The sequence below is a fragment of the Nonomuraea sp. NPDC049421 genome, assembly GCF_040677005.1.
Taxonomy (GTDB): Bacteria; Actinomycetota; Actinomycetes; order Streptosporangiales; family Streptosporangiaceae; genus Nonomuraea; species Nonomuraea salmonea.
Map to the genome: position 1 here is coordinate 84,828 of NZ_JBFAQA010000012.1, position 22,251 is coordinate 107,078.

20 protein-coding genes are annotated in these 22,251 nt (G+C 71.7%); 13 read left to right on the forward strand and 7 right to left on the reverse strand.

The genetic code is table 11. The features are described from left to right. Nucleotides 1-36 precede the first annotated feature (36 nt). Genes AB0K18_RS21610 through AB0K18_RS21620 form a run of 3 tightly spaced genes read right to left on the reverse strand, consistent with a single transcriptional unit; the run spans nucleotide 37 to nucleotide 3,538 of the window. The gene (locus tag AB0K18_RS21610) at nucleotides 37-855 is read right to left on the reverse strand and encodes a patatin-like phospholipase family protein (RefSeq protein WP_364916780.1); all 819 of its coding nucleotides are present in this window, start codon (nucleotides 853-855) and stop codon (nucleotides 37-39) included. Nucleotides 856-897: 42 nt separating this feature from the next. After that, nucleotides 898-3,099: a polysaccharide lyase 8 family protein gene (locus AB0K18_RS21615; RefSeq protein ID WP_364916783.1), complete on the reverse strand. Its 2,202-nt coding sequence runs from the start codon at nucleotides 3,097-3,099 to the stop codon at nucleotides 898-900. A gap of 22 nt (nucleotides 3,100-3,121) precedes the next feature. Then, nucleotides 3,122-3,538 carry an ATP-binding protein gene (locus tag AB0K18_RS21620; RefSeq protein WP_364916786.1) on the reverse strand — a complete coding sequence of 139 codons (417 nt, stop codon included), beginning with the start codon at nucleotides 3,536-3,538 and terminating at the stop codon, nucleotides 3,122-3,124. A gap of 246 nt (nucleotides 3,539-3,784) precedes the next feature. Between AB0K18_RS21620 and AB0K18_RS21625 the strand changes: the two genes are divergently transcribed. After that, nucleotides 3,785-3,943 (forward strand): hypothetical protein, encoded by a 159-nt coding sequence (locus tag AB0K18_RS21625; RefSeq protein WP_364916789.1) that lies wholly within the window; start codon nucleotides 3,785-3,787, stop codon nucleotides 3,941-3,943. 18 nt (nucleotides 3,944-3,961) lie between these two features. On the opposite strand, the gene AB0K18_RS21630 is transcribed toward AB0K18_RS21625, so the two are convergent. Next, on the reverse strand, nucleotides 3,962-6,250 hold the full coding sequence (locus AB0K18_RS21630; RefSeq protein WP_364916791.1) for a xanthine dehydrogenase family protein molybdopterin-binding subunit: 2,289 nt from the start codon (nucleotides 6,248-6,250) through the stop codon (nucleotides 3,962-3,964). A 73-nt stretch (nucleotides 6,251-6,323) separates the two neighbouring features. Between AB0K18_RS21630 and AB0K18_RS21635 the strand changes: the two genes are divergently transcribed. From AB0K18_RS21635 to AB0K18_RS21655, 5 genes are all read left to right on the forward strand, one after another. After that, complete coding sequence (locus AB0K18_RS21635; protein ID WP_364916794.1) at nucleotides 6,324-6,803, forward strand: MSMEG_6728 family protein; 480 nt, start codon at nucleotides 6,324-6,326, stop codon at nucleotides 6,801-6,803. A 101-nt stretch (nucleotides 6,804-6,904) separates the two neighbouring features. Further along, a complete protein-coding gene (locus AB0K18_RS21640) occupies nucleotides 6,905-7,504 on the forward strand; it encodes a sulfite oxidase-like oxidoreductase (protein WP_364916797.1) in 600 nt (199 codons plus the stop codon). Nucleotide 7,505: 1 nt separating this feature from the next. Beyond that, a complete protein-coding gene (locus AB0K18_RS21645; RefSeq protein ID WP_364916800.1) occupies nucleotides 7,506-8,234 on the forward strand; it encodes a ferredoxin reductase in 729 nt (242 codons plus the stop codon). Between the two features lies 1 nt (nucleotide 8,235). Next, nucleotides 8,236-8,502: a DUF6510 family protein gene (locus AB0K18_RS21650; protein ID WP_345392893.1), complete on the forward strand. Its 267-nt coding sequence runs from the start codon at nucleotides 8,236-8,238 to the stop codon at nucleotides 8,500-8,502. A gap of 92 nt (nucleotides 8,503-8,594) precedes the next feature. Continuing rightward, entirely contained in the window at nucleotides 8,595-9,995 is a 1,401-nt protein-coding gene (locus AB0K18_RS21655; RefSeq protein WP_364916803.1) for an LCP family protein, read from the forward strand. A gap of 69 nt (nucleotides 9,996-10,064) precedes the next feature. Here AB0K18_RS21655 and AB0K18_RS21660 read toward each other — a convergent pair whose 3' ends face one another. Next, the gene (locus tag AB0K18_RS21660) at nucleotides 10,065-10,235 is read right to left on the reverse strand and encodes a DUF3073 domain-containing protein (protein ID WP_364916805.1); all 171 of its coding nucleotides are present in this window, start codon (nucleotides 10,233-10,235) and stop codon (nucleotides 10,065-10,067) included. An 86-nt stretch (nucleotides 10,236-10,321) separates the two neighbouring features. Here AB0K18_RS21660 and AB0K18_RS21665 point away from each other — a divergent pair, with 86 nt between their 5' ends. Next, a complete protein-coding gene (locus AB0K18_RS21665) occupies nucleotides 10,322-10,654 on the forward strand; it encodes a metalloregulator ArsR/SmtB family transcription factor (RefSeq protein WP_043615149.1) in 333 nt (110 codons plus the stop codon). Here the strand turns inward: AB0K18_RS21665 and AB0K18_RS21670 are convergent. Beyond that, nucleotides 10,651-11,208 (reverse strand): hypothetical protein, encoded by a 558-nt coding sequence (locus AB0K18_RS21670; protein ID WP_364916808.1) that lies wholly within the window; start codon nucleotides 11,206-11,208, stop codon nucleotides 10,651-10,653. The genes AB0K18_RS21665 and AB0K18_RS21670 overlap by 4 nt on opposite strands. Before the next feature lie 77 nt (nucleotides 11,209-11,285). On the opposite strand from AB0K18_RS21670, the gene AB0K18_RS21675 reads away from it, so the two are divergent. From AB0K18_RS21675 to AB0K18_RS21685, 3 genes are read left to right on the forward strand one after another with little or no spacing between them, the layout of a single operon-like run. Then, nucleotides 11,286-11,798 (forward strand): PadR family transcriptional regulator, encoded by a 513-nt coding sequence (locus AB0K18_RS21675; protein ID WP_364916811.1) that lies wholly within the window; start codon nucleotides 11,286-11,288, stop codon nucleotides 11,796-11,798. Between the two features lie 10 nt (nucleotides 11,799-11,808). Then, nucleotides 11,809-12,687: a 1,4-dihydroxy-2-naphthoyl-CoA synthase gene (locus AB0K18_RS21680; RefSeq protein WP_345392905.1), complete on the forward strand. Its 879-nt coding sequence runs from the start codon at nucleotides 11,809-11,811 to the stop codon at nucleotides 12,685-12,687. Between the two features lie 9 nt (nucleotides 12,688-12,696). Beyond that, complete coding sequence (locus AB0K18_RS21685) at nucleotides 12,697-13,626, forward strand: aminoglycoside phosphotransferase family protein (RefSeq protein ID WP_364916814.1); 930 nt, start codon at nucleotides 12,697-12,699, stop codon at nucleotides 13,624-13,626. A gap of 67 nt (nucleotides 13,627-13,693) precedes the next feature. On the opposite strand, the gene AB0K18_RS21690 is transcribed toward AB0K18_RS21685, so the two are convergent. Further along, nucleotides 13,694-14,617 carry an NADP-dependent oxidoreductase gene (locus tag AB0K18_RS21690; RefSeq protein ID WP_364916817.1) on the reverse strand — a complete coding sequence of 308 codons (924 nt, stop codon included), beginning with the start codon at nucleotides 14,615-14,617 and terminating at the stop codon, nucleotides 13,694-13,696. A 133-nt stretch (nucleotides 14,618-14,750) separates the two neighbouring features. On the opposite strand from AB0K18_RS21690, the gene AB0K18_RS21695 reads away from it, so the two are divergent. From AB0K18_RS21695 to AB0K18_RS21705, 3 genes are read left to right on the forward strand one after another with little or no spacing between them, the layout of a single operon-like run. Next, nucleotides 14,751-15,302: a hypothetical protein gene (locus AB0K18_RS21695; RefSeq protein ID WP_364916819.1), complete on the forward strand. Its 552-nt coding sequence runs from the start codon at nucleotides 14,751-14,753 to the stop codon at nucleotides 15,300-15,302. After that, entirely contained in the window at nucleotides 15,302-17,395 is a 2,094-nt protein-coding gene (locus AB0K18_RS21700) for a flotillin family protein (RefSeq protein ID WP_364916822.1), read from the forward strand. Before AB0K18_RS21695 ends, AB0K18_RS21700 begins: the two co-directional genes overlap by 1 nt. Further along, nucleotides 17,392-22,209, forward strand: a complete 4,818-nt coding sequence (locus AB0K18_RS21705) for a DNA repair ATPase (RefSeq protein WP_364916824.1) — start codon at nucleotides 17,392-17,394, stop codon at nucleotides 22,207-22,209. Before AB0K18_RS21700 ends, AB0K18_RS21705 begins: the two co-directional genes overlap by 4 nt. The last annotated feature ends 42 nt before the right edge of the window (nucleotides 22,210-22,251 follow it).

The window sequence follows — 22,251 nt, forward strand, 5'->3', positions numbered from 1 at the left end:
CCGCGCGGGCGGCGATCCCCTGGCCCGGCACCTCCGTCAGCCCCAGAGGGTGGCGATCTTGGTGGCGACGGCGCGGCCCTGGGCGTGGCCGGCCTTGGCGCTCGGGGTGCGGGAGGCGGGGGCGAGCGGGTTCGTGCCGAAAGCGGCCAGCGAAGCCTCGCCGGGCTCGATCACCTCGACCGCGCCCTTCAGCCCGGACCAGGCCGGCTCCCCCATGTCGGGCATGGGCGCCAGCACGAGCACCCGCTCGAACCCGGCCGCCAGGTCGGCGTTGGTGCTGGAGCGGATGCCGCCGTCCATGTAGCGGGCGCCGCCGATGGTCACGCAGGGCCACACCCCGGGCACCGCGCAGCTGGCCGCCACCGCGTCCACCAAGGGCACGCCGTCGTCCGGCCCGAACAGGCGAGGCTCGCCCGTCCGCGCGTCCACAGCGACGACGACGAGATCACGCTCCGGCCAGTCGTGAACGGGCAGCCGGGCCTCGATCACGGCCCTGCGCTCCGCCTCGGCGACGGTCTCGGCGGCCAGCGCCAGCGCGCCGATCTCGCGCCGTTGCGCCTCGAGGTCAGAGGTGCTCTCGGCGATCTGCTGGAAGCGAGCCCACAGCTCCTCCATCGGCACCCCGGAGTCCAGCTCGGGCGTGTGCAGGGCGGGATCGGTCTGGCGGGCGAGCAGATCGGGCAGCGGAACACCGCTGGTGATCTGCGCGGCCACCGTGGACCCCGCCGACGTGCCGATGATCCGATCGGCGCCGAGCACGTCGACGCCCTGCTCCGCCAGCCCGGCGATCACCCCCGTCTCCCACGCGATGCCGGCGATCCCGCCGCCGCCCAGAACCAACGCCCGCCCGCTCATCGCTGCTCCCATAGGATCCTTCAACCCCGGCTCCCCCGGTTCTCATCCCGTGCCGAGGCGCAAGGTGACGGTCACCGAGCCGCCCTCGAGGCCGCCGAGCCGCTCGAAGATCAACGTCCTTCCCGATGACCGGGCAGGTCCGCGCAGCAGCCCGGCCACCGGAGCCGCCCAGGTGACGGCCAGTCCGGCGAGGTCGCGGCGGGGGTCGGCGACGGTCAGCGTCGCGGTGCCGTCGGCATGCTCCTGGGCCAGCACGGCGCACGGTGCGGATGCGGTCAGGCCCCCGGCGGTGCCCGCGTTCCAGAAGCAGGCGGCGGTGAGACGCCGCGCGGGCACGTGGACGGCCTGGAGCCTGGCGGTGTTGGCGAGCACCCGCACCCGCCCGGGGTCCGCGGCCCAGGCGCGGGTCCGCTCCAGGTCCGCGCCGGGCAGCAGCGTGTACTGGTAGGAGGCGGCGCGCGGATCGACGCCGTGGTCGAGCCAGAGCGTCACGTAGTCGCGCCGGACTCCGCCGCCGGACCGGCGTTCCCGCAGTGTGCGGAGCCGCTGTCCCGGGACGACGTAGCCGCCGTGGCCCTCAAGGTGGGCCCAGCCGCCGGCGGCGGTGAGGAGGGCGGTGGTTCTGCGGTTGTCCACGATCGTCTCCACCGGTACGCCGTCGCGTGCGGTGATGCCGGCCCCGAGGCAGATCACGGCGTCGTCGAGGAAGAACCACGACTTGAACGCCTCCATCGTGCTCTCCAGCCCGCTCAGGTGCTGGCCCACCGCCGCGTACGTGCCGTCGCTCGCGCCGCCCACCCACCGCCACGGCGTCCGCGTGCCGCCCCACGCCTCCCCCGCCCCGTCGGGCAGCCGCCGGGTGGAGACCGTCGTGCCGGGCAGCCGGTAGGGGTCGACGGTCGCCCAGAAGCCGTCGGAGTAGTGGTCGCCGTGCCCGCCCGCCCACCAGTAGAGCAGACCGGAGCCGGTGTGCCAGCCGCGCGGGTTCTCGCCGTTGCCGTGCTCGTAGTGGCCGATGCGGTCGGAGGCCATGCTGAGCGCCGCGCACCAGCCCGGCCTGCGGTGCACGGCCCGGGCGCTCATCGGCAGCAGCCGGTGACCGACCGGCTCGGGCGCGGCGGGCACGGCGGCGTCGGACATGATCGGCGCGAGCCGGGCGTGCAGGGCCGGCGCGGCGTGCTCCAGCATCGGCCGGTACGTCCCGCGCACCGCCCACCCCTTGACCATGGCCTGCCACCGCTCCCGGTACGCGGCCGGTGCGCTCTCGCCCAGCAGCAGCACGGCGGCGGCGATCTCCCTGCCGCGCTCGTGGTCGCCCCACGACCTCCTGCTGATCCCCCGGCCGCGGACGAGATCCATGCAGGCCCCGTCACGAACGAAGGGCGCGAAAGAGCGCTCCACCAGGTCGAACGCCCTCTCGTCCGCGAGCTCCCACGGCGTGCCGCGCAACACGGCGTACAGGGTGGCGAGACCCGACAGCAGCGTGACGCCGTAACCGCCCTGGTAGGGCACGGACGTGTGCTGCACGAACGAGCCGTCCCGGTAGAACCCGTCGCCCTCCGACACCGGCACGAGCACCGGCGCCAGCGCCGAGACCGCCAGCTCGGCGCGGGCGTGGTCGTCGGTGAGCATGGCGCGCAGCAGCGTCACCAGGCACAGGTCCACCCGGTTGGCGGCGGTGCTGGTGCCGGTGTAGTGGCGCAGCCGGCGCGGCGGCACGAAGTGGTCCACCGACTCGGCCAGCGCCGGATCGTCCGCTCCGGTCAGCACGACGGCGTCGAGCAGCGCCCGCGGGATGCCGATCTGCCAGTGCCACCAGTTGCCGACCGGGTCCGCGCCGGCGGCGTAGACGTGGCGGCGGTAATGGGCGACGCCCTCCTCGACCGCCTCGGCGAGGGCCGGGTCGCCGGTCAGGCCGGTGCCGTCGATCACGTACGCGTGCGCCATCGTCCGCAGCCGCCCAGGCGTGACCGTGGACGAGGGGAAAGGCTCGTCGGGCCAGAGCGAGGAGGAGCGAGGGGCCATCGTGGCGAGGTGGCGGGCGGCGGCCCGGCCCAGCGCCCGGTAGGTGCGGGCCCGCGGATCGTGCGGCGGCCCCGCCGTCACCTCCCGCCAGCGGCGGCGCAGCAGCACGAACGCGGTGTCCGGCGTGTACGCCGCCCGCGCGGGCGCCAGCGCCCCGGCCGTCCCGGCCACGGCCACGCCGCCCAACCGCAGTAAGGAACGCCTCGATGGCCGCAGCACGCCTCGATTATCGGTCAGAGCGTCAGAGCCCCGCCCGGATCGGTACGACGTTGCCCGCCGCCCCCTGGCGCGGGATCGCGAACCAGGTGGCCTTGCCGACCAGGTCGGGCCGGGTGACGTAGCGCTGCGGGTGACAGCCGTAGAAGCCGTCGGACAGCCGCGCCACGATGCGCAGGCCCCGCCCGTGCTCGGCGGCGAGGTCGTGCGGCGCGGGGGCGGGCAGCAGGGGGCTGCCGTCCACGACGACGCACATGACCTCCCTCGGGTCCACCAGGAGCAGCAGCTCGTACGGGTCGTCGCCGTACATGAGGGCGTTGGTGACGAGCTCGCTCACCATGAGCACCGCGTCGTCCACCAGGGAAGGAGGGAGGGCGATTTCCGCCAGCTGTTCCCGCGTGAGGGCTCGGGCGTGGCCGGCCGTCCGTGCGTCCTCGCGCAACGGCCACGCATACTGCTGACGGCTCCGGCGAGTCGATCGCAGCCTGGTCATGGCGTCTCTTTCCGATGCTGAGGGGCGGCTGACGCGCTTGTCGCTCAACAAGAGGACCTGCCTAGGGGTTGACGTACACGGCCGTCGAAACGTGTACGTATGGAAGGCCCCAACGGGTCAAAGTTTCGGGGAGAAATCGGCAGGGATTTGCCTGTCGCCGCGCACGACGGCGACAAGCCGGGTACGCACACCCGCATGAGCAGTGCAGACCACAACGCACCCAAGAACGACGCCAAGCGCCGCAAGCGGCCGGAGGCCGAGCACAAGCCGGCCGGCCGGCAGGCGCTGGAGCGGGCGCTGTCGGAGTCGGGCAAGGCCCTGGAGGACCTCATCGGCGGCCCGTCCCCGGCCTGACCACGAGCAGGAAAGCTCCTATCGCGCCTGCCGCAGCAGGGACCAGACGGTGGACGGGGTGAGCGGGACCTGGGTGATCGCGCCGGCGATCTCCGGGAGGGCGTCGGCGACCGCGTTGGCGATGGCCGCGGGCGGCCCGATCGTCCCGGCCTCACCCGCGCCCTTCATGCCACCGGGCGTCACCGGCGACGGCGTCTCCATCATCACGACCTCGATGTCGGGTATCTCGCGCGTCGTCGGCAGCAGGTACTCGGTGATCGGCTGCCCCTCCTCGGTGTAGACGATCTCCTCGGTCAGCGCCTGCCCGATGCCCTGCGCCACGGCGCCGCGCAGCTGCCCCTCGACGACGGTGGGGTTGACCAGCACCCCGGAGTCGTTGACCACCCAGTAGCCCTCGACCTCGACGGCCCCGGTCTCGGGATCGACGGCCACGGCCGCCGCGTGCGCCCCGTACGCGAAGGTGTAGGCGGGCGGGTCGTAGCTGACCCGCTCCTCAAGGCCGGGCTGCATGCCGTCGGGCAGGTCCCAGCCGCGCCAGGCCGAGGTGGCCAGCTCGCGCAGCGTCAGTGCGGCCCGCGGGTCGCCCTTCACCCGCACGGCGCCGCCGGCGATCTCCAGGTCGCCGACGGCCGCTTCGAGCCGGTGCGCGGCGATGGCCAGCAGCTTGCCGCGCAGCCGTTCGGCGGCCTGGGTGAGCGCGCCGCCGCCGAGCGGCAGCGAGCGGCTGGCCACCGACCCGACCGACGAGTACGGGGTCGCCGCCGTGTCGCCGAGCACCACCCGTACGGACTCGATGGGCACGCCCATGCGGTCGGCGGCGAGCTGGGCCAGCGTCGTCTCGATGCCCTGGCCCATCGAGACGACGCCCGAGGTGACGACCACGGAGGCGTCCTGGTCCATGCGCAGCACGGCGCTCTCGTAGCCGGCGGCCAGCATGCCGATGGCCTTCATGTCCATCGAGGGGCCCATGCCGGTGGACTCGACGTGGCAGGAGTAGCCGATGCCGCGCCTGCGCCCGTCGTCCTTCGCAACCGGCCTGACCAGGTCCTTCACCGTGCTCAGCGCGCGCGGGTAGTCGCCCGAGTCGTACGTCTGGTACACCCGGGTCGTGCAGGGCAGCTCGTCCGGCCGGTACATGTTGCGCAGCCGCAGCTCGACGCGGTCGATGCCGAGCCTGCGGGCCGCCTCGTCGATCAGCCGTTCCCTGGTCAGGGTGGCCTCGGGCATGCCGAAGCCGCGGTAGGAGCCGGTCGGGGTGGTCGTGGTGAGGACGCCGCGCACGCGGACGGCGAACCGGTCGAACCGGTACGGCCCCGGCAGCAGCGTGGCCGTCACCGCGAACGTCGAGCAGCCCACGTTCGACGGATGGGCGCCGAGGTCGCCGAGCACGTCCACGTACATCGCGACGAACCGCCCGTCGTCGTCGAGCGCCAGCCGGGCCCGGTGCACGGCCTGCCGGGCGGGCAGCGTGGCGATCACCCGGTCGCCCGGCGACTCCGTCCAGCTCACCGGGCGGCCGGTGCGCATCGCGGCCAGGCAGATCAGCGCCTCGTCGGGATAGACGTGCTCCTTGCCGCCGAAGCCGCCGCCGGTGTCGCGGCTGATCACGCGTACCCGGTCGTGGACCATGCCGAACGCGTCGGCCAGGTGCTCGCGCACGTGGTGGGGCGCCTGGGAGGAGATGTGCACGGTCAGCTCGTCGCCGTCGTACGCGGCCACCACGCCGCGCGGCTCCATCGGGTACGGCGAGACCCGGCCCATCCTGAACGTCATCTCGACGACGTGCGCGGCCCCGTCCACGGCGGCCTGGCAGTCGTCGTCGCCCATGGTGTAGTCGGCGAGCACGTTGCCGCCCAGCTCCGGGTGGATGGCGGGCGCGTCGTCCTCCAGGGCGCGTTCGACGCCGACGACGGCGGGCTGCTCGTCGAGGTGGGGGTCGAGGAGGTCGGCGGCGTCCCTGGCGGCCTCCGGCGTACGGGCGACGACGACGGCGAGCGGCTGGCCCGCGTACCTGATCGTGTCGTCGAGCACCGGGTAGGAGTCGAGTTGCTGGCCCGGCGTCACGCTGACGCAGGGCAGGCGCAGGCCGGCGGCCTCCTCGGAGGTGATGACGTCGATCACCCCCTCCAGGGCCCTGACCGCCTTGGCGTCGCAGCCGAGGAACCGGCCGTGGGCGATGGGGCTGCGCAGCACGTACGCGTGGAGCGTGCCGGGCAGGCGCACCGCGCCGACGTAGCGTCCCTTTCCGGTGAGTAGCCTGGCGTCTTCCCGTCGCGGCGTCCGAGCACCGACATAGGCGTCTCCCATGGCTTGATTGTGAGCGCCGGGCGGCGGGCGGTCTATACGATCCGCGAGAAGGGGCACGTCAGCGGGGGGACCGATGCAAACATTCCTGCCTTATCCGGATTTCGCGGCATCGGCGGCGGTTCTTGACCCGCTGCGGCTGGGCAAGCAGCGCGTCGAGGCGCTCCAGGTGCTGCGCGCCCTCACCGTCCCCGGCTACGGCTGGCGCCACCACCCCGTCGTCAAGATGTGGACCGGCTACGCGGAGGCGCTCGTCCGCTACGGCCTCGAAGTGTGCGTGCGCTGGTGCTCCCTGGACCGCTCCGACACGTGCGCGGGCACGATGACGACCGAGCTGGCCGCGCATCTGGGCAGGCCGGGCGTACGCGACCAGAGCGAGCTGGCCGCGGCCGGCGAGCTGCCGCCCTGGCTCGGCGACGAGGCGCTGCACCTCAGCCACCGCTCGGCGCTGCTGCGTAAGGAGCCGGACTTCTACCGGCCGGTCTTCGGCGACGAGCCGGACGACCTCCCCTACGTCTGGCCGCGCTCCGACCGCCTGCCCGACCCCGCACCTTGACCGCGCACCTTGACCGCGCACCCTGACCGCGCACCCCTGAGCCCGCGCGTCGCCGGCGACCATCGGGGCGGATCGTGGTGAAATGGCCTCGGGAGGCGGACGTGGCCATCATTTCGCGCGGTTTCACAGGTAGACGCAGGGACGAGAGCGAGCGGCTGCCGCCCGGCCAATATCTGGTCGAGGACTTCCCCGTGCTGTCGGCGGGCCCGACGCCGCGGATCCCGCTCGACCGCTGGGAGTTCGCCATCGACACCGAGGACGGGCAGACCCACCGCTGGTCGTGGCCGGAGTTCATGCAGTTGCCCACCGAGACGCCGACCGTCGACATCCACTGCGTGACCAAGTGGTCGAAGCTCGACACCACGTGGGAGGGCGTCTCGCTGGACGTGCTCTTCGAGGACGTCGAGTCGGCCGCCGAGTACGCCCTGGTCTACTCCTACGGCGGCTACACCACGAACCTGCCGGTCGAGGACCTGCTCGACGGCAAGGCGTGGATCGTGCACCGCTTCGACGGCGAGGAGCTGGAGCCCCGGCACGGCGGCCCCGCCCGGCTGATCGTGCCGCACCTGTACTTCTGGAAGTCCGCCAAGTGGGTACGCGGCATCCGCCTGCTCAACGAGGACTGGCCGGGCTTCTGGGAGACCGCCGGCTACCACAACTACGGCAACCCGTGGCGCGAGCAGCGCTACGAGGGCGACTGAGGTGCGCCGCCGCCTCGTCTGGCGGCCCGCCGAGCTGGTCGCCGCCAGGGCCGAGACCCCGAGCGCGCGCACGCTGCGCCTCCGGGTGCCCGGCTGGCCTGGACACCTCGCGGGCCAGCACGTGGACGTGCGGCTGACGGCCGAGGACGGCTACACCGCGCAGCGCAGCTACTCGCTGGCCGCGCCGGCCGACGGCGACATGATCGAGCTGACGGTCGAGAGCGTGCCCGACGGCGAGGTGTCCCCGTACCTGACCGAGGTGATGGAGACCGGCGACCAGATCGAGATCCGCGGCCCGGTGGGCGGCTGGTTCGTCTGGCGTACGGAGAGCAAGCCGCCGGTGCTGCTGGTCGGCGGCGGGTCGGGCATCGTGCCGCTGATGGCGATGATCAGGGCGCGCCGGCAGGCGGGCAGCCGCGTGCCGTTCAGGCTGGTGTACTCGCTGCGCGCGCCCGACCGCCGCTACTACGCCGACGAGCTGCGCAGCCCCGACCCCGGCCTCGACGTCTCCTACCTCTACACCCGCTCGGCCCCCGGCGGCGTGTCCCGCCCCGCCCGCCGCATCATGCTGGACGACCTGGCCGAGGGCGGCTGGCCGGCCACGTTCGAGCCCGACTGCTACGTGTGCGGGCCGACGGGGTTCGTGGAGGCGGCGGCCGACCTGCTGCTCGCGCTCGGCCACGCCCCCGAGCGCATCAGAACCGAACGATTCGGTCCCACCGGAGGCTGACATGACGGCGGAACACCTCGACGGCAACGCGCTGGCCGGCCCGCTGGGCGAGATCTTCGCGGTGGACGTGGTCTCCGCGACCGGCCGCTGCGCGAGCTGCGGCCTCACCGGGCCGGTGGCGTCACTGCGCGTGTACGGGCCGGAGCCCGGCCTGGTCGCCCGCTGCCCCGGCTGCGACGAGGTGGTGCTCAGGCTGGTGCGCGGCCCCGGCACCGCCTGGCTCGACCTGCGAGGCAGCGTATCTCTGCGCATGAGCGTGCCTGACTGAGTACACTCTGGCACTGTTCACCGGCCGAGATCTGTACGGCGAGGCTCTTGGCCACGGGCGGCTACCCTCGGCCCCGGTCTAGGGGGAGTCACGTGAGCAGCGGGCTTGTCGAGGTGCCACCGTCCGGTCATCGCACTCCGCGGCGGCGCCGCCACTGGTTGCGCTGGGTCATCACGATCAGCGTGGTCGTCGTGCTCCTCGTCGTCGGGGTGGCGGTGGGCGTCTTCGCCCGGCTGACCGGCAACGTCAAGCACACCGACCTCACCGCCGACGACCTCGGCGCCACCCGCCCGCCCAAGGTGGCAGGCACCGCGATGAATCTCCTGGTCGTCGGCTCCGACCAGCGCAACGGCAAGAACGCGAAGTACGGCCGGGTCGCCGGCGAGCGCACCGACACGATCATGCTGGTCCACGTGTCGTCGCGGCGCGACAACGCGATGGTGGTCAGCTTCCCGCGCGACTCGCTCGTCCAGTTGCCCGCCTGCCGGGCCACCGGCGCCTTCCCCGGCCAGCAGGCCCATCTCGGCATGATCAACGAGTCGTTCAACTCCGGCGGCATCGGCTGCACCTGGAAGACGATCGAGTCGCTCACCGGCATCCACATCGACCACTTCGTGAAGGTCGACTTCACCGGCTTCAAGGGCATCGTCAACGCCGTCGGCGGCGTCGAGGTGTGCCTGCCCGAGCCGGTCAACGACAAGAAGGCGCTGCTGCACCTGCCCGCCGGGCGGCAGAGCCTCAACGGCGAGCAGGCGCTCGGCTACGTACGCGCCCGCTACAGCCTCGGCGACGGCTCCGACATCGGGCGCATCCAGCGGCAGCAGATGTTCATCGCCTCGATGGTCAAGAAGGTGCTGAGCGGCGAGACGCTCACCGACCCCGCCAGGCTGCTCGCCATCCTCGACGCGGCCACCCAGGCCGTCACCACCGACCGCGGCCTGACCCTCGGCGTCATGAAGGACCTCGCCACCAGTCTCCAGGGCATCGACGTCGGCAAGATCCGCTTCATCACCACCCCGTGGCACTACTCGCTCACCCAGCCGGGCCGCGTGGAGTGGGTGCAGCCGCAGGCGCGCAGGTTGTTCCAGATCGTCGCCAAGGACGAGAGCGTCGAAGGCGTCAAGGGCGGCCAGGAGAAGGTGACCCGCTCGAAGATCCAGGTCGAGCTGCGCAACGGCACGTGGCGTACGGGGCTGGCGACCGAGGTGGCCGCCGCCCTCGAACAGCGCGGCTATCACATCGCCAAGATCGGCGACACCGCCCGCAAGCCGCAGAAGCAGACCACCGTCTTCTACGGGCCCAACGGCGAGACCCGGGTGCCCACCCTGTCCAAGGACGTGCTCAAGAGCCGGCCGAAGGAGCTGGCGGCGGCGCGTACGAGCCGGTTGGTGCTGGTCATCGGCGACGACTGGCAGGGGCTCAAGCCGCTGCGGGCGGGCGACACCGAGGCGCTCAAGGGTTTCGACGCCACGCACGACACCTGCGCCACCTGACCGGCGGACGCGGCGTCATGGGAGTCGCCGGAGCCCAGGGCTCCGGCGATCCGCGCAGCGGGCCCCTGGTCAACGCCCGCGTTCGGACTCCTGATCCGACGGCGTAGGCGGGTAGATCTCCTCGCGTCGCGTGTCGGCGCCCAGCTCCTCGCGCAGCCGGTCGTAGTCGATGTTGTGGTTGGCGTACTTCAGCTGGCGAGCGACCTTCGTCTGCTTCGCCTTGGCTCTTCCTCGGCCCATGGCTTCTCCCTAGTCCCCGCTGTCATGCTATCCAACAACATAGCGACTTGAAGAATTATGCAACTGAACTAGATTACTCTGAAGCTATGCACGTGGAGGTCTACCAGGCCAAGGCCGACTTCTTCCGAACGCTCGGCCACCCCGCTCGCATCCGAGTGTTGGAGCTACTCCAGGAAGGGCCACTGCCCGTCAGGGACCTGCTGGCCCAGATCGACATCGAGGCCTCGAGCCTCTCCCAGCAGCTCGCCGTCCTGCGCAGGGCCGGCATCGTGAGTGCGATCCGCGAGGGCAGCACCGTGGTCTACACGCTGGCCACGCCCGAGCTCGCCGACCTGCTGGGCGCCGCCCGACGCATCCTCACCGACATGCTGGCCGACCAGGGGGAGCTGCTCGCGGAGCTGCGCGCCGAGGTCACCTAGCCGACAGCACCAGCCCGCCGCACGTGGTTCGGATACCACGCGGTGAAGGCGGCGGGCACCACGAACGAGAGCACCTTGATGGCGACCACCGTCGCCGTCGCATGAAGGGAGGCGTGCAGCACCACGGTCAGGGCGATGGCGGCGACGGTGAAGGCCACCGCCCAGGTCGTGGTGAGCACCACGTTGAGCCGGATGAAGCGCGGGTGGTCCCAGACCTGCCTGGGCGCCTTCGTCCGCGCGATGCCCAGCGTGAAGGGCTTGCGGACGGCCAGGGAGCCCCATGCGGTGCCGGCCAGCCAGACGTTGACGAGCGCGGGTCCGTACGGCGTGAGCGGGGAGTGCGGGTCCGCCAGCGAGAGCACGGTCAGGCAGGCGAAGAAGACGGCCGCGCTGCTCTCGATGACCGTCTCGTCCCATGCCCGGCCTGAGCGCCGGTCGAGGATCACGAGGACGACGGCGATGACCAGGCCGGTGACGGCGCCCCAGCGCCACTCGTCGCTCGTGGCGACGACCGCGTAGACGATCCAGGGCAGGAATCCGAGCATTCCGCGCATAGGTAATCCCCCAATGACATTCCACTTATGACATGTCGAAGCTTGAACCTCCTCGCCCGATATGTCAACATAGGAACATGAGTCTTCGACACGCCGTGCTGGGACTGCTCGCCGAGCGTTCCGCGAGCGGATATGACCTGATGAAGCTGTTCGACGTCTCGCTCGCCAACGTCTGGCCGGCGACGCAGAGCCAGCTCTACTCCGAGCTCGGCAAGCTCGCCGACACCGGTCTGGTGGACGTCAGCGCCGAGGGCCCGCGCGGGCGCAAGGAGTACACGATCACCGAAGCGGGCCTCGCCGAGCTGCGCCACTGGCTCACCGACGTCCAGCCCACCCGGGTGGTGCGCAGCGACATGCTGCTGCGGGTCTTCTTCCTCGGCCGGCTCTCCCCCGAGCAGGCCAGGGCCTATCTCCACGGCCAGGCGCAGCTCGCCCGCAAGCAGCTTGAGCACATCGAGAGCATCCGCGCGTTCGTCGAGAGCGGCAGCGACGACCTCTCCGTGTACGGCCGCCTCGTCCTCGACTACGGCCGCCGCCTCGCAGAGAGCCAGCGCGAGTGGGCCGAATGGGCGGAAAACCAGATCGGTTAGGCTCTCGGCCATGGTCTCCGAGTTGTTCGATCCCAAGGCGTGGCAGCCCGTCGAGGGCTTCGACTTCACCGACATCACCTACCACCGGGCCGTCGACCACGGCACCGTGCGCGTCGCGTTCAACCGGCCCGAGGTGCGCAACGCCTTCAGGCCCCAGACCGTGGACGAGCTCTACCGCGCGCTCGACCACGCCCGGCAGACCACCGACGTCGGCTGCGTGCTGCTGACCGGCAACGGCCCCTCGCCCAAGGACGGCGGCTGGGCCTTCTGCTCCGGCGGCGACCAGCGCATCAGGGGCAAGGACGGCTACCAGTACGCCGACGGCACGCCCTCCACCGGCCGCCTGCACATTCTCGAGGTCCAGCGGCTCATCCGGTTCATGCCGAAGGTCGTCATCTGCGTCGTGCCGGGGTGGGCCGCGGGCGGCGGGCACAGCCTGCACGTCGTCGCCGACCTCACGCTCGCCAGCGCCGAGCACGCCCGCTTCAAGCAGACCGACTCCGACGTCGCCAGCTTCGACGGCGGCTACGGCTCGGCGTACCTCGCCCGGCAGGTCGGGCAGAAGTTCGCCCGCGAGATCTTCTTCCTCGGCGAGACCTACAGCGCGGCCGACGCCCACCGCATGGGCATGGTCAACGCCGTGGTGCCGCACGCGGAGCTGGAGGCGACCGCGCTGGAGTGGGCCCGCAAGGTCAACGGCAAGTCGCCGACCGCGCAGCGCATGCTCAAGTACGCCTTCAACGCCGTGGACGACGGGCTGGTGGGTCAACAGCTGTTCGCGGGCGAGGCGACGCGGCTGGCGTACATGACGGACGAGGCGGCCGAGGGCCGCGACGCGTTTCTGGAGAAGCGCGAGCCCGACTGGTCGCCCTACCCCTGGCACTACTGACCCGGGGCCATGCGGATCACGGTGCCCGCCGCGCTGACCGCCTCGCACCTGCGTCACGCGGACGACGCGGGGCCCGCCTGGGTGGCCGCGCTGCCCGGGCTGGCCGAGCGCTTCCTCGACGAGTGGGAGCTGCGGCCCGACGGCGAGCCGAGCCACGGCATCGTGGCGCTCGTGCTGCCCGTGGTGCGGGCCGACGGGACGCGGGCGGCGCTCAAGCTCCAGCCCGTCACGGAGGAGACCGCCGACGAGGCATTGGCGCTGCGTACGTGGGCGGGTGACGGCGCCGTACGCCTCCTCGCTTCTGACCCCGAGACCGGCACGCTGCTCCTCGAACGGCTGCACGCCCGCCGCTCGCTGGAAGACGTCCCCGACGTCACCGCGGCCCTGGAGACCCTCACCGCCCTCCTGGGCCGTCTCTCCTCCCGCCCCGCGCCGCCGTCCGGGTTGCGGCGGCTGGAGGACGTCGCGTGGCGCATGCTGGACGAGGTGGACGCGGCCGTCGCCGCGTTGCCGCGCGAGCGGGACCGCGCCTGGTTGCGGCGGTGCGCCGGCGCGGTCGCCGAGCTGACCCCCGAGCTGGCGGGCGGGCATCGCGACCGGCTGCTGCACTGGGACCTGCACTACGCCAACGTGCTGGCCGCCGGCCGGGAGCCGTGGCTGGTCATCGACCCGAAGCCGCTGGCCGGCGACCCGGGGTTCGAGCTGCTGCCCGCCCTGTGGAACCGCTGGGACGAGGCGGTCGCGACCGGCGACGTACGCAAGGAGACGCTGCGCCGCTTCGACCTCATGACCGAGGGGCTCGGCGCCGACCGGCGGAGGGCGGCCGGCTGGACGCTCGGCCGGGTGCTGCAGAACTGCCTCTGGCTGGTCCGCGGAGGCGATCGCGAACTGGACGACGTCCAGCTCACGATCGCCGAGGCCGTGCACACGCGCTGGTGACCGGCCGAGCGACCAGAGACACTCCACCCACCCTCGAACGCCTGCCGGCCGCCGCCCCATGGCGGCGTCAGGGCGTGATGACGACCTTGCCGGCGCCGTGGCGGCCCTCGACGTCGCGGTGCGCCTCCGCCGCCTCCGCCAGCCGGTACGTCCGCCGCACCCGCCAGGAGAAGGAGCCTTCCGCGTACAGCCGCGCGTACCGCCCGAGCCGCTCGGCCGACCGCTCCCCCTGCACCAGCCGCACCCCGAGCGCGCCGGCCTTGTCGTGCTCGACCATGGTGACGATGCGCCGCCGGTCGGCGACCAGGTCGAGCGAGACCTCGAGCGCGTGCCCGCCGGCCCCGTCGAGGGCGGCGTCCACCCCGCCGGGCGCGAGCGCGCGGACCCGGTCGGCCAGTCCCTCGCCGTAGGTGACGGGGATCGCCCCCAGCTCACGCAGGTAGTCGTGGTTGGCCTCGCGGGCGGTGCCGATCACGGTGGCCCCGCGCCGCCTGGCGATCTGCACCGCCGCCGTGCCCACACCGCCCGCCGCAGCGTGCACGAGCAGCGTCTCGCCGGCGGCCAGCCCGAGGTTGTCCAGGGCCATCTCGGCCGTCTGCACCCCGGCGGTGAGGCTCCCCGCCACCTCCCACGGCACCTCGGCCGGCTTGGGCGTCACGTTGGCGGCCGGCACCACGACGTACTGGGCGCAGCAGTTGAGCACGTTGAACCCGAGCACCTCGTCGCCCGCCGAGAACCCGGTCACGTCCGGCCCGACCTGGTCGATCACGCCGGCGAACTCGTTGCCTGGAATGCGCGGGAAGGGGATGTCATCGAGGTAGCCGGGCATCCAGCCCGCCCGGAAGGACGTGTCGAACGGCTGCACGCCCGCCGCCCGCACCCGGACCCGCACCTGGCCGGGCCCCGCCTGGGGAGCGGGCAACTCCATCATCTTCAGCACTTCCGGTCCGCCCGTTTCCGTGAAGGCGGCCGCTCTCATCAGATCACTCATGCGATCAAGCCTGCTACCTCAACTTGGCTTGAGGTCAACACCATATCGACTCGGGAACTTTTTCCTTTACTCGTGCTTTATCTAGATATAGTCCGATTGGACACACACGGGGACGGGGCAACACCGGGGCGGCATGACCGACTTCTTCAGCATCGCGTTAGGTTTTCCGACTGTCATTTTCACCTTCCTGCTCGGGGTGGTCGTCGCCTATTGGCTGACCGTGATCACCGGTCTGTTCGAGATCGAGGACGACGCCGCCTGGCTGGGGTTCGGGGGAGTTCCCGCCGGCGTCGCGCTGTCGCTGCTCGTCGCGCTGGCCTGGCTGCTCTGCCTCATCGGCGCCGTGCTGACGAGCGGCGGCCTGCTGATCGTCGTGCCGCTCGCCGCGTCGGCCGTGGCCTGGCTCACCGTCCGTGCCCTGCTGAGACCGCTGCGCGCACTCTTCCCTCAAGGAGAGACCCGCTCACGCGACGAGTTCGTGAGCCGGATGTGCGTGATCCGCACCGGCACCGCCACGCCCGGCTTCGGCCAGGCCGAGGTCACCTCCGCCGACGGCTCGTCCGCGATCGTGCAGGTGCGTACGACCGGCGCCGACCGCCTGAAGCGCGGCGACGCCGCCCTCATCTTCGACTACGACAAAGACGGCGAATTCTTCTTGGTCATGCCGTACGAAAGTGAGCACTGATGGACGTCATCTCCACCGGCTTCGGCGTATTCCTCGCCGTCGTCCTCGTCATCGTGATCGGCCTGCTGCTCGTGATCGGCCGCCTTTTCCGCAAGGTCGAACAGGGCAAGGCACTCATCGTGTCGAAGGTCAACAAGGTCGACGTGACGTTCACCGGCGCGGTGGTCCTTCCGGTCGTCCACAAAGCCGAGATCATGGACATCTCGGTGAAAACGATCGAGATCGAACGCACCGGCCGCGAGGGCCTGATCTGCCGCGACAACATCAGAGCCGACATCAAGATCACTTTCTTCGTCCGCGTGAACAAGACCGCCGAGGACGTCATCAAGGTCGCCCAGGCCATCGGCACCGCCAGGGCCAGCGACGAGACGACCCTGCAGGAGCTGTTCAACGCGAAGTTCTCCGAGGCGCTGAAGACGGCGGGCAAGCACCTCGACTTCGTCGACCTCTACACCAAGCGCGACGAGTTCCGCGACGAGATCGTCCGGCTGATCGGCACCGACCTCAACGGCTACAGCCTTGAGGACGCGGCCATCGACTACCTGGAGCAGACCGCGCTGAACCAGCTCGACAAGAGCAACATCCTCGACGCGCAGGGCATCCGCAAGATCACCGAGCTGACGGCGATCGAGCACGTGCGGACGAACGAGTACCAGCGCAACGAGGAGAAGGAGATCACCCGGCAGAACGTGGACGCCCGCGAGGCCATCCTGGAGCTGGAGCGCCGCCAGGCCGACGCCGAGCTGAAGCAGCGCCGCGAGATCGAGACCGTCAAGGCCCGCGAAGAGGCCGAGACCGCCCGCGTCCAGGCCGAGGAGCGGCTGCGCGCCCACGCCGCGAACCTCAAGACCGACGAGCAGCTCGGCGTCGCGAACGAGAACAGGGCCCGCGAGATCGCCGTCGCCGAGAAGAACCGCGAGCGCGTGATCGCCATCGAGGCCGAGCGCATCGAGAAGGACCGCCTGCTGGAGGTCATCGCCCGCGAGCGGGAGACCGAGCTGTCGCGCATCGCGAAGGACAAGGAGGTCGAGACCGAGAGGCGGTCGATCGCCGAGGTCATCCGCGAGCGCATCGCGGTGGACAAGACCGTCGCCGAGCAGGAGGAGTCGATCAAGCGGCTGCGCGTGGTCGAGGAGGCCGAGCGCACCCGCCAGCAGGTCATCATCGCCGCCGAGGCCGAGGCCCAGGAGAACCTGGTCAAGGACATCAAGGCGGCGGAGGCGGCCGAGGCCGCGTCCAAGTTCAGGGCCCGCGAGGAGCTCGTGCTGGCCGAGGCCAGGCAGCAGGCGGCCGATCTGGACGCGCGCGCCAAGATCCGGCTGGCCGAGGGCATCCAGGCCGAGACCGCCGCGGCCGGCCTCGCGGAGGTCCAGATCAAGGAGCGCGACGCCGAGGCCATCGAGAAGGTGGGCCGCGCCGAGGCGCTGGCGCTGAAGGAGCGGCTGGCCGCCGAGGCCGACGGCGCGAAGGCGATGGCCCTGGTCGAGGGCGAGCGGCTCAAGGCCCGCGCCGAGGGCGAGCAGGCCATGGCGCTGGCCGGCGCCGCGGCGGTGGGCGAGAAGCTCAAGGCCGAGGCCGAGGGTCTGACCGAGAAGGCCGCCGCGATGGCCGCGCTGGACGAGGCCAGCAGGGCGCACGAGGAGTACCGCCTGCGGCTGGAGGCCGACAAGGAGATCAGGCTCAAGCACATCGACGTCAACAGGCAGGTCGCCGAGTCGCAGGCCAGCGTGCTCGCGGCGGGTCTGGCCAAGGCCAACATCGACATCGTCGGCGGCGACACCATGTTCTTCGACAAGGTGGTCGGCTCGATCACCGCGGGCAAGGTCGTGGACGGGTTCGTGGGCCACTCGCAGGTCGCCGAGGCGGTCGTGTCGCCGTACGTGAACGGGACCGCGAGCCTGGCGGACGACCTCGCGCGCGTGGTCGGCGGCGTCAGCACAGAGGACCTCAGGAACGTCACCGTCTCCGCCCTGCTCATGAAGCTCATCCAGGACGGCGGCCCGCAGTCGTCGGCTCTGGGCGAGCTGCTGGAGACCGCCCGCAGGCTCGGTGTCGCCGACTCGCCGGTGGCGGCGCTGGCCGGCGCGAAGTGAGCACGCTCGAAGCGAGCCTGGAGGCGGGGACGTACGAGGTCCTCAGGAACCGCCTCCAGGCTCAGGCCAAGGCGCTCGCGGAGGCGGCGGCCAGGCTCAACGACGAGCGGCTGAAGGTGTTCGGCGGGGCCGAGCTGCGCCTGCTCGGCACCGAGCGCATCCGTACGGAGCACAACTGCGTCCCCAGGGACATCGTCTCCCTGGGCGACGTGATGTTGTTCGGCTACAACGTCTTCATCGGGCTCAAGCCGGAGACCACGGTGGCCGACGTGTTCGCCGTGCACCGCTTCTCCAGGGACGGCGACGCCTTCAGGTTCGACACCGACCGGCTGGCCGCGCTGGACGACCCGGCGTTCAGGAAGGACTTCGCCGAGCTCTACCGCTACTACAAGGAGACCCGGCTGCAGCAGCTCAGGCGGGTCGAGGGCAAGCTGCTCGCGGTCTTCAGGACGGGTCCTGGGGACACGCGGGTGCTGCGCTGGACGGTCAACACCGCCGGAGTCCCGAAATATCTGGACAACAGGGGTGAGCGCGACCACGAGTTCCCCCCGTCCCACGACTTCGAGTGGACCGCCACCACCCGCGATGACCACGTGCTCGGCCGTCACCCGCACATCTCCATCGACGGCGAGGTGTTCGTCGAGACCGTCGGCGGCGACCTCACCATCAAGGTCGAGGACAACACGGAGACAGGCGCCGGCATCTACTCCGAGCCCGTGGCCGAGCCGCTGCAGAGCCTCGGGGACGCCGACGTCGAGTACGCCCGCGTCGGGCCGCTCATCCTCATGCGGATCCGGCCGTACAAGGAGCCCGACTGGCGCCACCTCGTCTTCAACACCCGCACCAAGGGCGTGGAGCGGCTCGACGGCATCGGGCAGGCGTGCCAGCGGCTGCCCGAGGACCAGGGACTCATCTTCCCCGGCGGCTACTACCTCGCCACCGGCGTCAGCAAGACGTTCGACACCGACGTGACGGACCTGGAGTTCGAGCGGATGGTGCGCTCCCCCAACGGCGAGGACGTCCTGTACGTCTTCCACGCCAGGGGCGACGGGCGTTCGCTGCTGCTGCCGTACAACGTGATCAGGAAGGAGGTGGCCACCCCGATCGTCTGCCACGGGTACTCGCTGTTCGACGACGGCACGATGGTGGTCTTCCGCGCCACCTCCGACGAGCCCACCCGCGTGCATCCGATGCAGGTGTGGCAGACCCCGTACGTGTCCGACACCTACGCCGCCACCCAGCCCGTCGGCACCGGGCCGCTGGAGCGCATCGGCAACGCCGAGCTGGTCCGCGGCATCTCCGACTGCCTGTCGGTGGCGCGGATGGTCGCGGAGATGGCGCCGTCCGCCGGCACGTTCGAGGGGCTGATCGGGGCCTGCACGCGCGCGTTCGACTCCTACCACTGGCTCGGCGAGCACGGCCTGCTCGGGCCGCTGACCGACGTCCGCGCCACCGCCGAGCAGGTGCTCGACGAGTACGAGAACGTCGAGCAGCTCACCCGCCAGGCCGCGCGCACGCTGGAGTCGGCCGCCGAGGAGACCACCCAGCTCGTCCGCCGCGCCCAGGCCGACGACCCGGACACCGCCGACGCGTGGGTGACGCTGCTGGCCACGCTGCGCCGCGCCCAGGGCCATCTGGTGACGCTGCGCGAGACCCGCTACATCGACCTCGCCGCGCTCGACGAGCTGTCCGCCGCCGTCACCGAGGCGGTGGCCGGCACCGGGCAGCGGGCCGTCGCGTTCCTGTCCGGCGAGGACGCCTTCACCGCCTACCACGCCGCCGTCGAACGCCTGGCCGCCGACGCCGCCGCCATCGGCACCGCCGCCGAGGCCGCGCCCGTCGCCGACCGGCTCGCCGAGCAGGCAGAAGGGCTCGAAGTCGTCACCGAGGTCGTCGGGTCGCTGGACATCGCCGACGCGACCGTCCGCACCTCCATCCTCGGCCGCATCGCCGAGGTGCTCGGCGGCGTGAACCGGGCGCGGGCCGTGCTCGACGGCCGCCGCCGCGAGCTGCTCGGCGCGGAGGGCAGGGCCGCGTTCGCCGCCGAGTTCGCGCTGCTCGGGCAGGCCGTCACCGGCGCGCTCGCGATGGCCGACACGCCCGCGCGATGCGACGAGCAGCTCGGCCGGCTGATGCTGCAGGTCGAGACCCTGGAGTCGCGCTTCGGCGAGTTCGACGACTTCGCGGCGCAGCTCGCCGCCAAGCGCGACGACGTCTACGAGGCGTTCTCCGCCCGCAAGCAGACCCAGCTCGACGAGCTGGCCAGGCGCGCCGACCGGGTCTTCGCCTCAGCCGAACGGGTGCTGGCCGGCGTCACCAGGCGGCTCGGCACGCTCGGGTCGCTGGACGAGGTCAACACCTACTTCGCCACCGACCCGATGGTGGCGCGGGTCCGCTCGGCGGCCGGCGAGCTGCGGGAGCTGGGCGACGCCGTACGGGCGGAAGAGCTCGAAGGCCGGGTCAAGTCGGCGCAGCAGGAGGCGGGACGGGCGCTGCGCGACCGCCTCGACCTGTACGACGACGGCGGCGAGACGCTGCGCCTCGGCCACCACCGCTTCGCGGTCAACACCCAGCCGATCGACCTGACGCTGGTGCCCCACGACGGCTCGATGTTCTTCGCCATCACCGGCACCGACTACCGCGCGCCCGTGCCGGAGTCGTTCGCCGACACCCGGCCGTTCTGGGAGCAGTCGCTGGTCTCGGAGACACCGGAGGTCTACCGCGCGGAGTACCTCGCCGTCTCCCTGCTCGACGGCGTCACGGCCGGCGCGCCGCTCGCCGACCTGGTCAGGCAGGCCGCCGAGTCGCGCTACGACGAGGGGTACGAGCGCGGCGTCCACGACCACGACGCCACGCTCATCCTCGACACGCTCGTCCGGCTGCGCGAAGGGGCCGGGCTGCTGCGCTATCCGGCGGAGGTACGGGCGGCGGCGCAGCTCTTCTGGGCCTTCGGGACCGACGACGTTTCACGTAAAACATTGACCACCCGGGCCGTGTCGCTGGTGCGCGCGCGAGAGCTCTTCGGCACCGCGCCCGCCCTGGCCGAGCTGGCTGAGGAGCTGGGCACCGCCATCGCCCGCTTCACCTCCGAGACCTCGGGATCCCCTGATCAGGAGGGGATCGCGCGGCTCGCCGGCGAGTACCTGGTGGAGGAGCTGGGCGGGACGCCGGCCGGTTTCGTGACCGGGAAGGCGGCGCGCGACCTGCTCGACGGGTTCAGGCACGAGCTCGGCCCGGCCAAGAGCCGCGAGTTCGAGGACGACCTCAAAGCACTCCCCCTCCCCGAACGTCTCCAGCTCGCCCGCGCCTGGCTCACCGCGTACCGCCAGGGCCCAGAGCTGCCCGAGGCTGTCGCCGTGCTGCTGTGCGACCTGCCCCGCCACGACTCCAGCGCCGCCACCGCCGAGACCGTGCACGGGCTGCTCGGCAGCCACCCCCGCATCCGGGACCGCGCGCTCGAGCTGCGGCTGGACGAGATCCTGCCGCGCATCAGACGGTTCGCGGCCGAGCGGGTGCCGGCCTTCCGCGCCTACCAACGGTGCCGGAGCGAGCTGGTCGAGGCCGAGCGCCGCCGCCTGCGCCTCGACGAGTACAAGCCGAAGGTCATGAGCGCCTTCGTCCGCAACCGGCTGCTGGACGAGGTCTATCTGCCGCTCATCGGCGACAACCTCGCCAAGCAGCTCGGGGCGGCGGGCGCGGGCAAGCGCACCGACCAGAACGGCCTGCTGCTGCTCATCTCGCCGCCCGGCTACGGCAAGACCACCCTCATGGAGTACGTGGCCAGCCGCCTCGGCCTGGTCCTCGTCAAGGTCAACGGCCCCGCCCTGGGCCACGCGGTGACCTCGCTCGACCCCGCCGACGCGCCCGACGCCACGGCCAGGCAGGAAGTCGAGAAGATCTCGTTCGCGCTGGAGAGCGGCAACAACACCCTGCTCTACCTGGACGACATCCAGCACACCTCGCCCGAGCTGCTGCAGAAGTTCATCTCGCTGTGCGACGCCCAGCGCCGCATCGAGGGCGTCTGGAACGGCCGCACCCGCACCTACGACCTGCGCGGCAAGCGGTTCGCGGTGTGCATGGCGGGCAACCCGTACACCGAGTCGGGGCAGCGCTTCCGCATCCCCGACATGCTCGCCAACCGGGCCGACGTGTGGAACCTGGGCGACGTGCTGGCCGGACGCGAGGAGCTGTTCGCGCTGAGCTACATCGACAACGCCCTCACCTCCAACCCGGTGCTCGCGCCCCTCTCCGGCCGCGATCGCTCCGACGTCGAGCTGCTCGTACGCCTGGCCAAGGGCGACACCGCCGTCCGGCCGGACCAGCTCACGCATCCGTACACCAAGCCCGAGCTGGAGCGGATCCTGGGCGTGCTCGCCAAGCTGGTGCGCGTCCAGGAGGTGGTGCTGGCCAACAACCGGGCCTACATCGCCTCGGCCGGGCAGTCGGACGCCGCGCGCACGGAGCCGCCGTACCGGCTGCAGGGGTCGTACCGGAACATGAACAAGCTGGCCGAGCGCATCGTGCCCGCGATGAACGACGCCGAGCTGGAAGCCCTGATCGACGACCACTACCTGGGCGAGGCGCAGACGCTGACCACCGACGCCGAGGCCAACCTCCTCAAACTCGCCGAACTCCGCAACCGCCTGTCCCCCGCCCAGGCGGAACGATGGGCCACGGTGAAGGCCGCCTACCTGAGGGACAAGGCACTGGGCGGCGCCGGGGACGACCCGATGACCCGCGCGGTAGGCGCCCTCGGCCTGCTGGCCGACCGAGTGGGCGAGGTAGGCACCGCCATCAGAAAGTCAGACCACTGACCCCACCCGGGCTGCCCTGCCACTGACCCCACCCGGGCTGCC

What these genes read in the sequence shown, in the direction of transcription:
- AB0K18_RS21695 (WP_364916819.1), top strand. Translation starts at nt 14,751, where the DNA reads ATGACCGACTTCTTCAGCATCGCGTTAGGTTTTCCGACTGTCATTTTC.
- AB0K18_RS21680 (WP_345392905.1), top strand. Translation starts at nt 11,809, where the DNA reads ATGGTCTCCGAGTTGTTCGATCCCAAGGCGTGGCAGCCCGTCGAGGGC.
- AB0K18_RS21660 (WP_364916805.1), bottom strand. Translation starts at nt 10,235, where the DNA reads ATGGGCCGAGGAAGAGCCAAGGCGAAGCAGACGAAGGTCGCTCGCCAG.
- AB0K18_RS21690 (WP_364916817.1), bottom strand. Translation starts at nt 14,617, where the DNA reads ATGAGTGATCTGATGAGAGCGGCCGCCTTCACGGAAACGGGCGGACCG.
- AB0K18_RS21670 (WP_364916808.1), bottom strand. Translation starts at nt 11,208, where the DNA reads ATGCGCGGAATGCTCGGATTCCTGCCCTGGATCGTCTACGCGGTCGTC.
- AB0K18_RS21650 (WP_345392893.1), top strand. Translation starts at nt 8,236, where the DNA reads ATGACGGCGGAACACCTCGACGGCAACGCGCTGGCCGGCCCGCTGGGC.
- AB0K18_RS21635 (WP_364916794.1), top strand. Translation starts at nt 6,324, where the DNA reads ATGCAAACATTCCTGCCTTATCCGGATTTCGCGGCATCGGCGGCGGTT.
- AB0K18_RS21630 (WP_364916791.1), bottom strand. Translation starts at nt 6,250, where the DNA reads ATGGGAGACGCCTATGTCGGTGCTCGGACGCCGCGACGGGAAGACGCC.
- AB0K18_RS21610 (WP_364916780.1), bottom strand. Translation starts at nt 855, where the DNA reads ATGAGCGGGCGGGCGTTGGTTCTGGGCGGCGGCGGGATCGCCGGCATC.
- AB0K18_RS21675 (WP_364916811.1), top strand. Translation starts at nt 11,286, where the DNA reads ATGAGTCTTCGACACGCCGTGCTGGGACTGCTCGCCGAGCGTTCCGCG.
- AB0K18_RS21665 (WP_043615149.1), top strand. Translation starts at nt 10,322, where the DNA reads ATGCACGTGGAGGTCTACCAGGCCAAGGCCGACTTCTTCCGAACGCTC.
- AB0K18_RS21625 (WP_364916789.1), top strand. Translation starts at nt 3,785, where the DNA reads ATGAGCAGTGCAGACCACAACGCACCCAAGAACGACGCCAAGCGCCGC.
- AB0K18_RS21700 (WP_364916822.1), top strand. Translation starts at nt 15,302, where the DNA reads ATGGACGTCATCTCCACCGGCTTCGGCGTATTCCTCGCCGTCGTCCTC.
- AB0K18_RS21685 (WP_364916814.1), top strand. Translation starts at nt 12,697, where the DNA reads ATGCGGATCACGGTGCCCGCCGCGCTGACCGCCTCGCACCTGCGTCAC.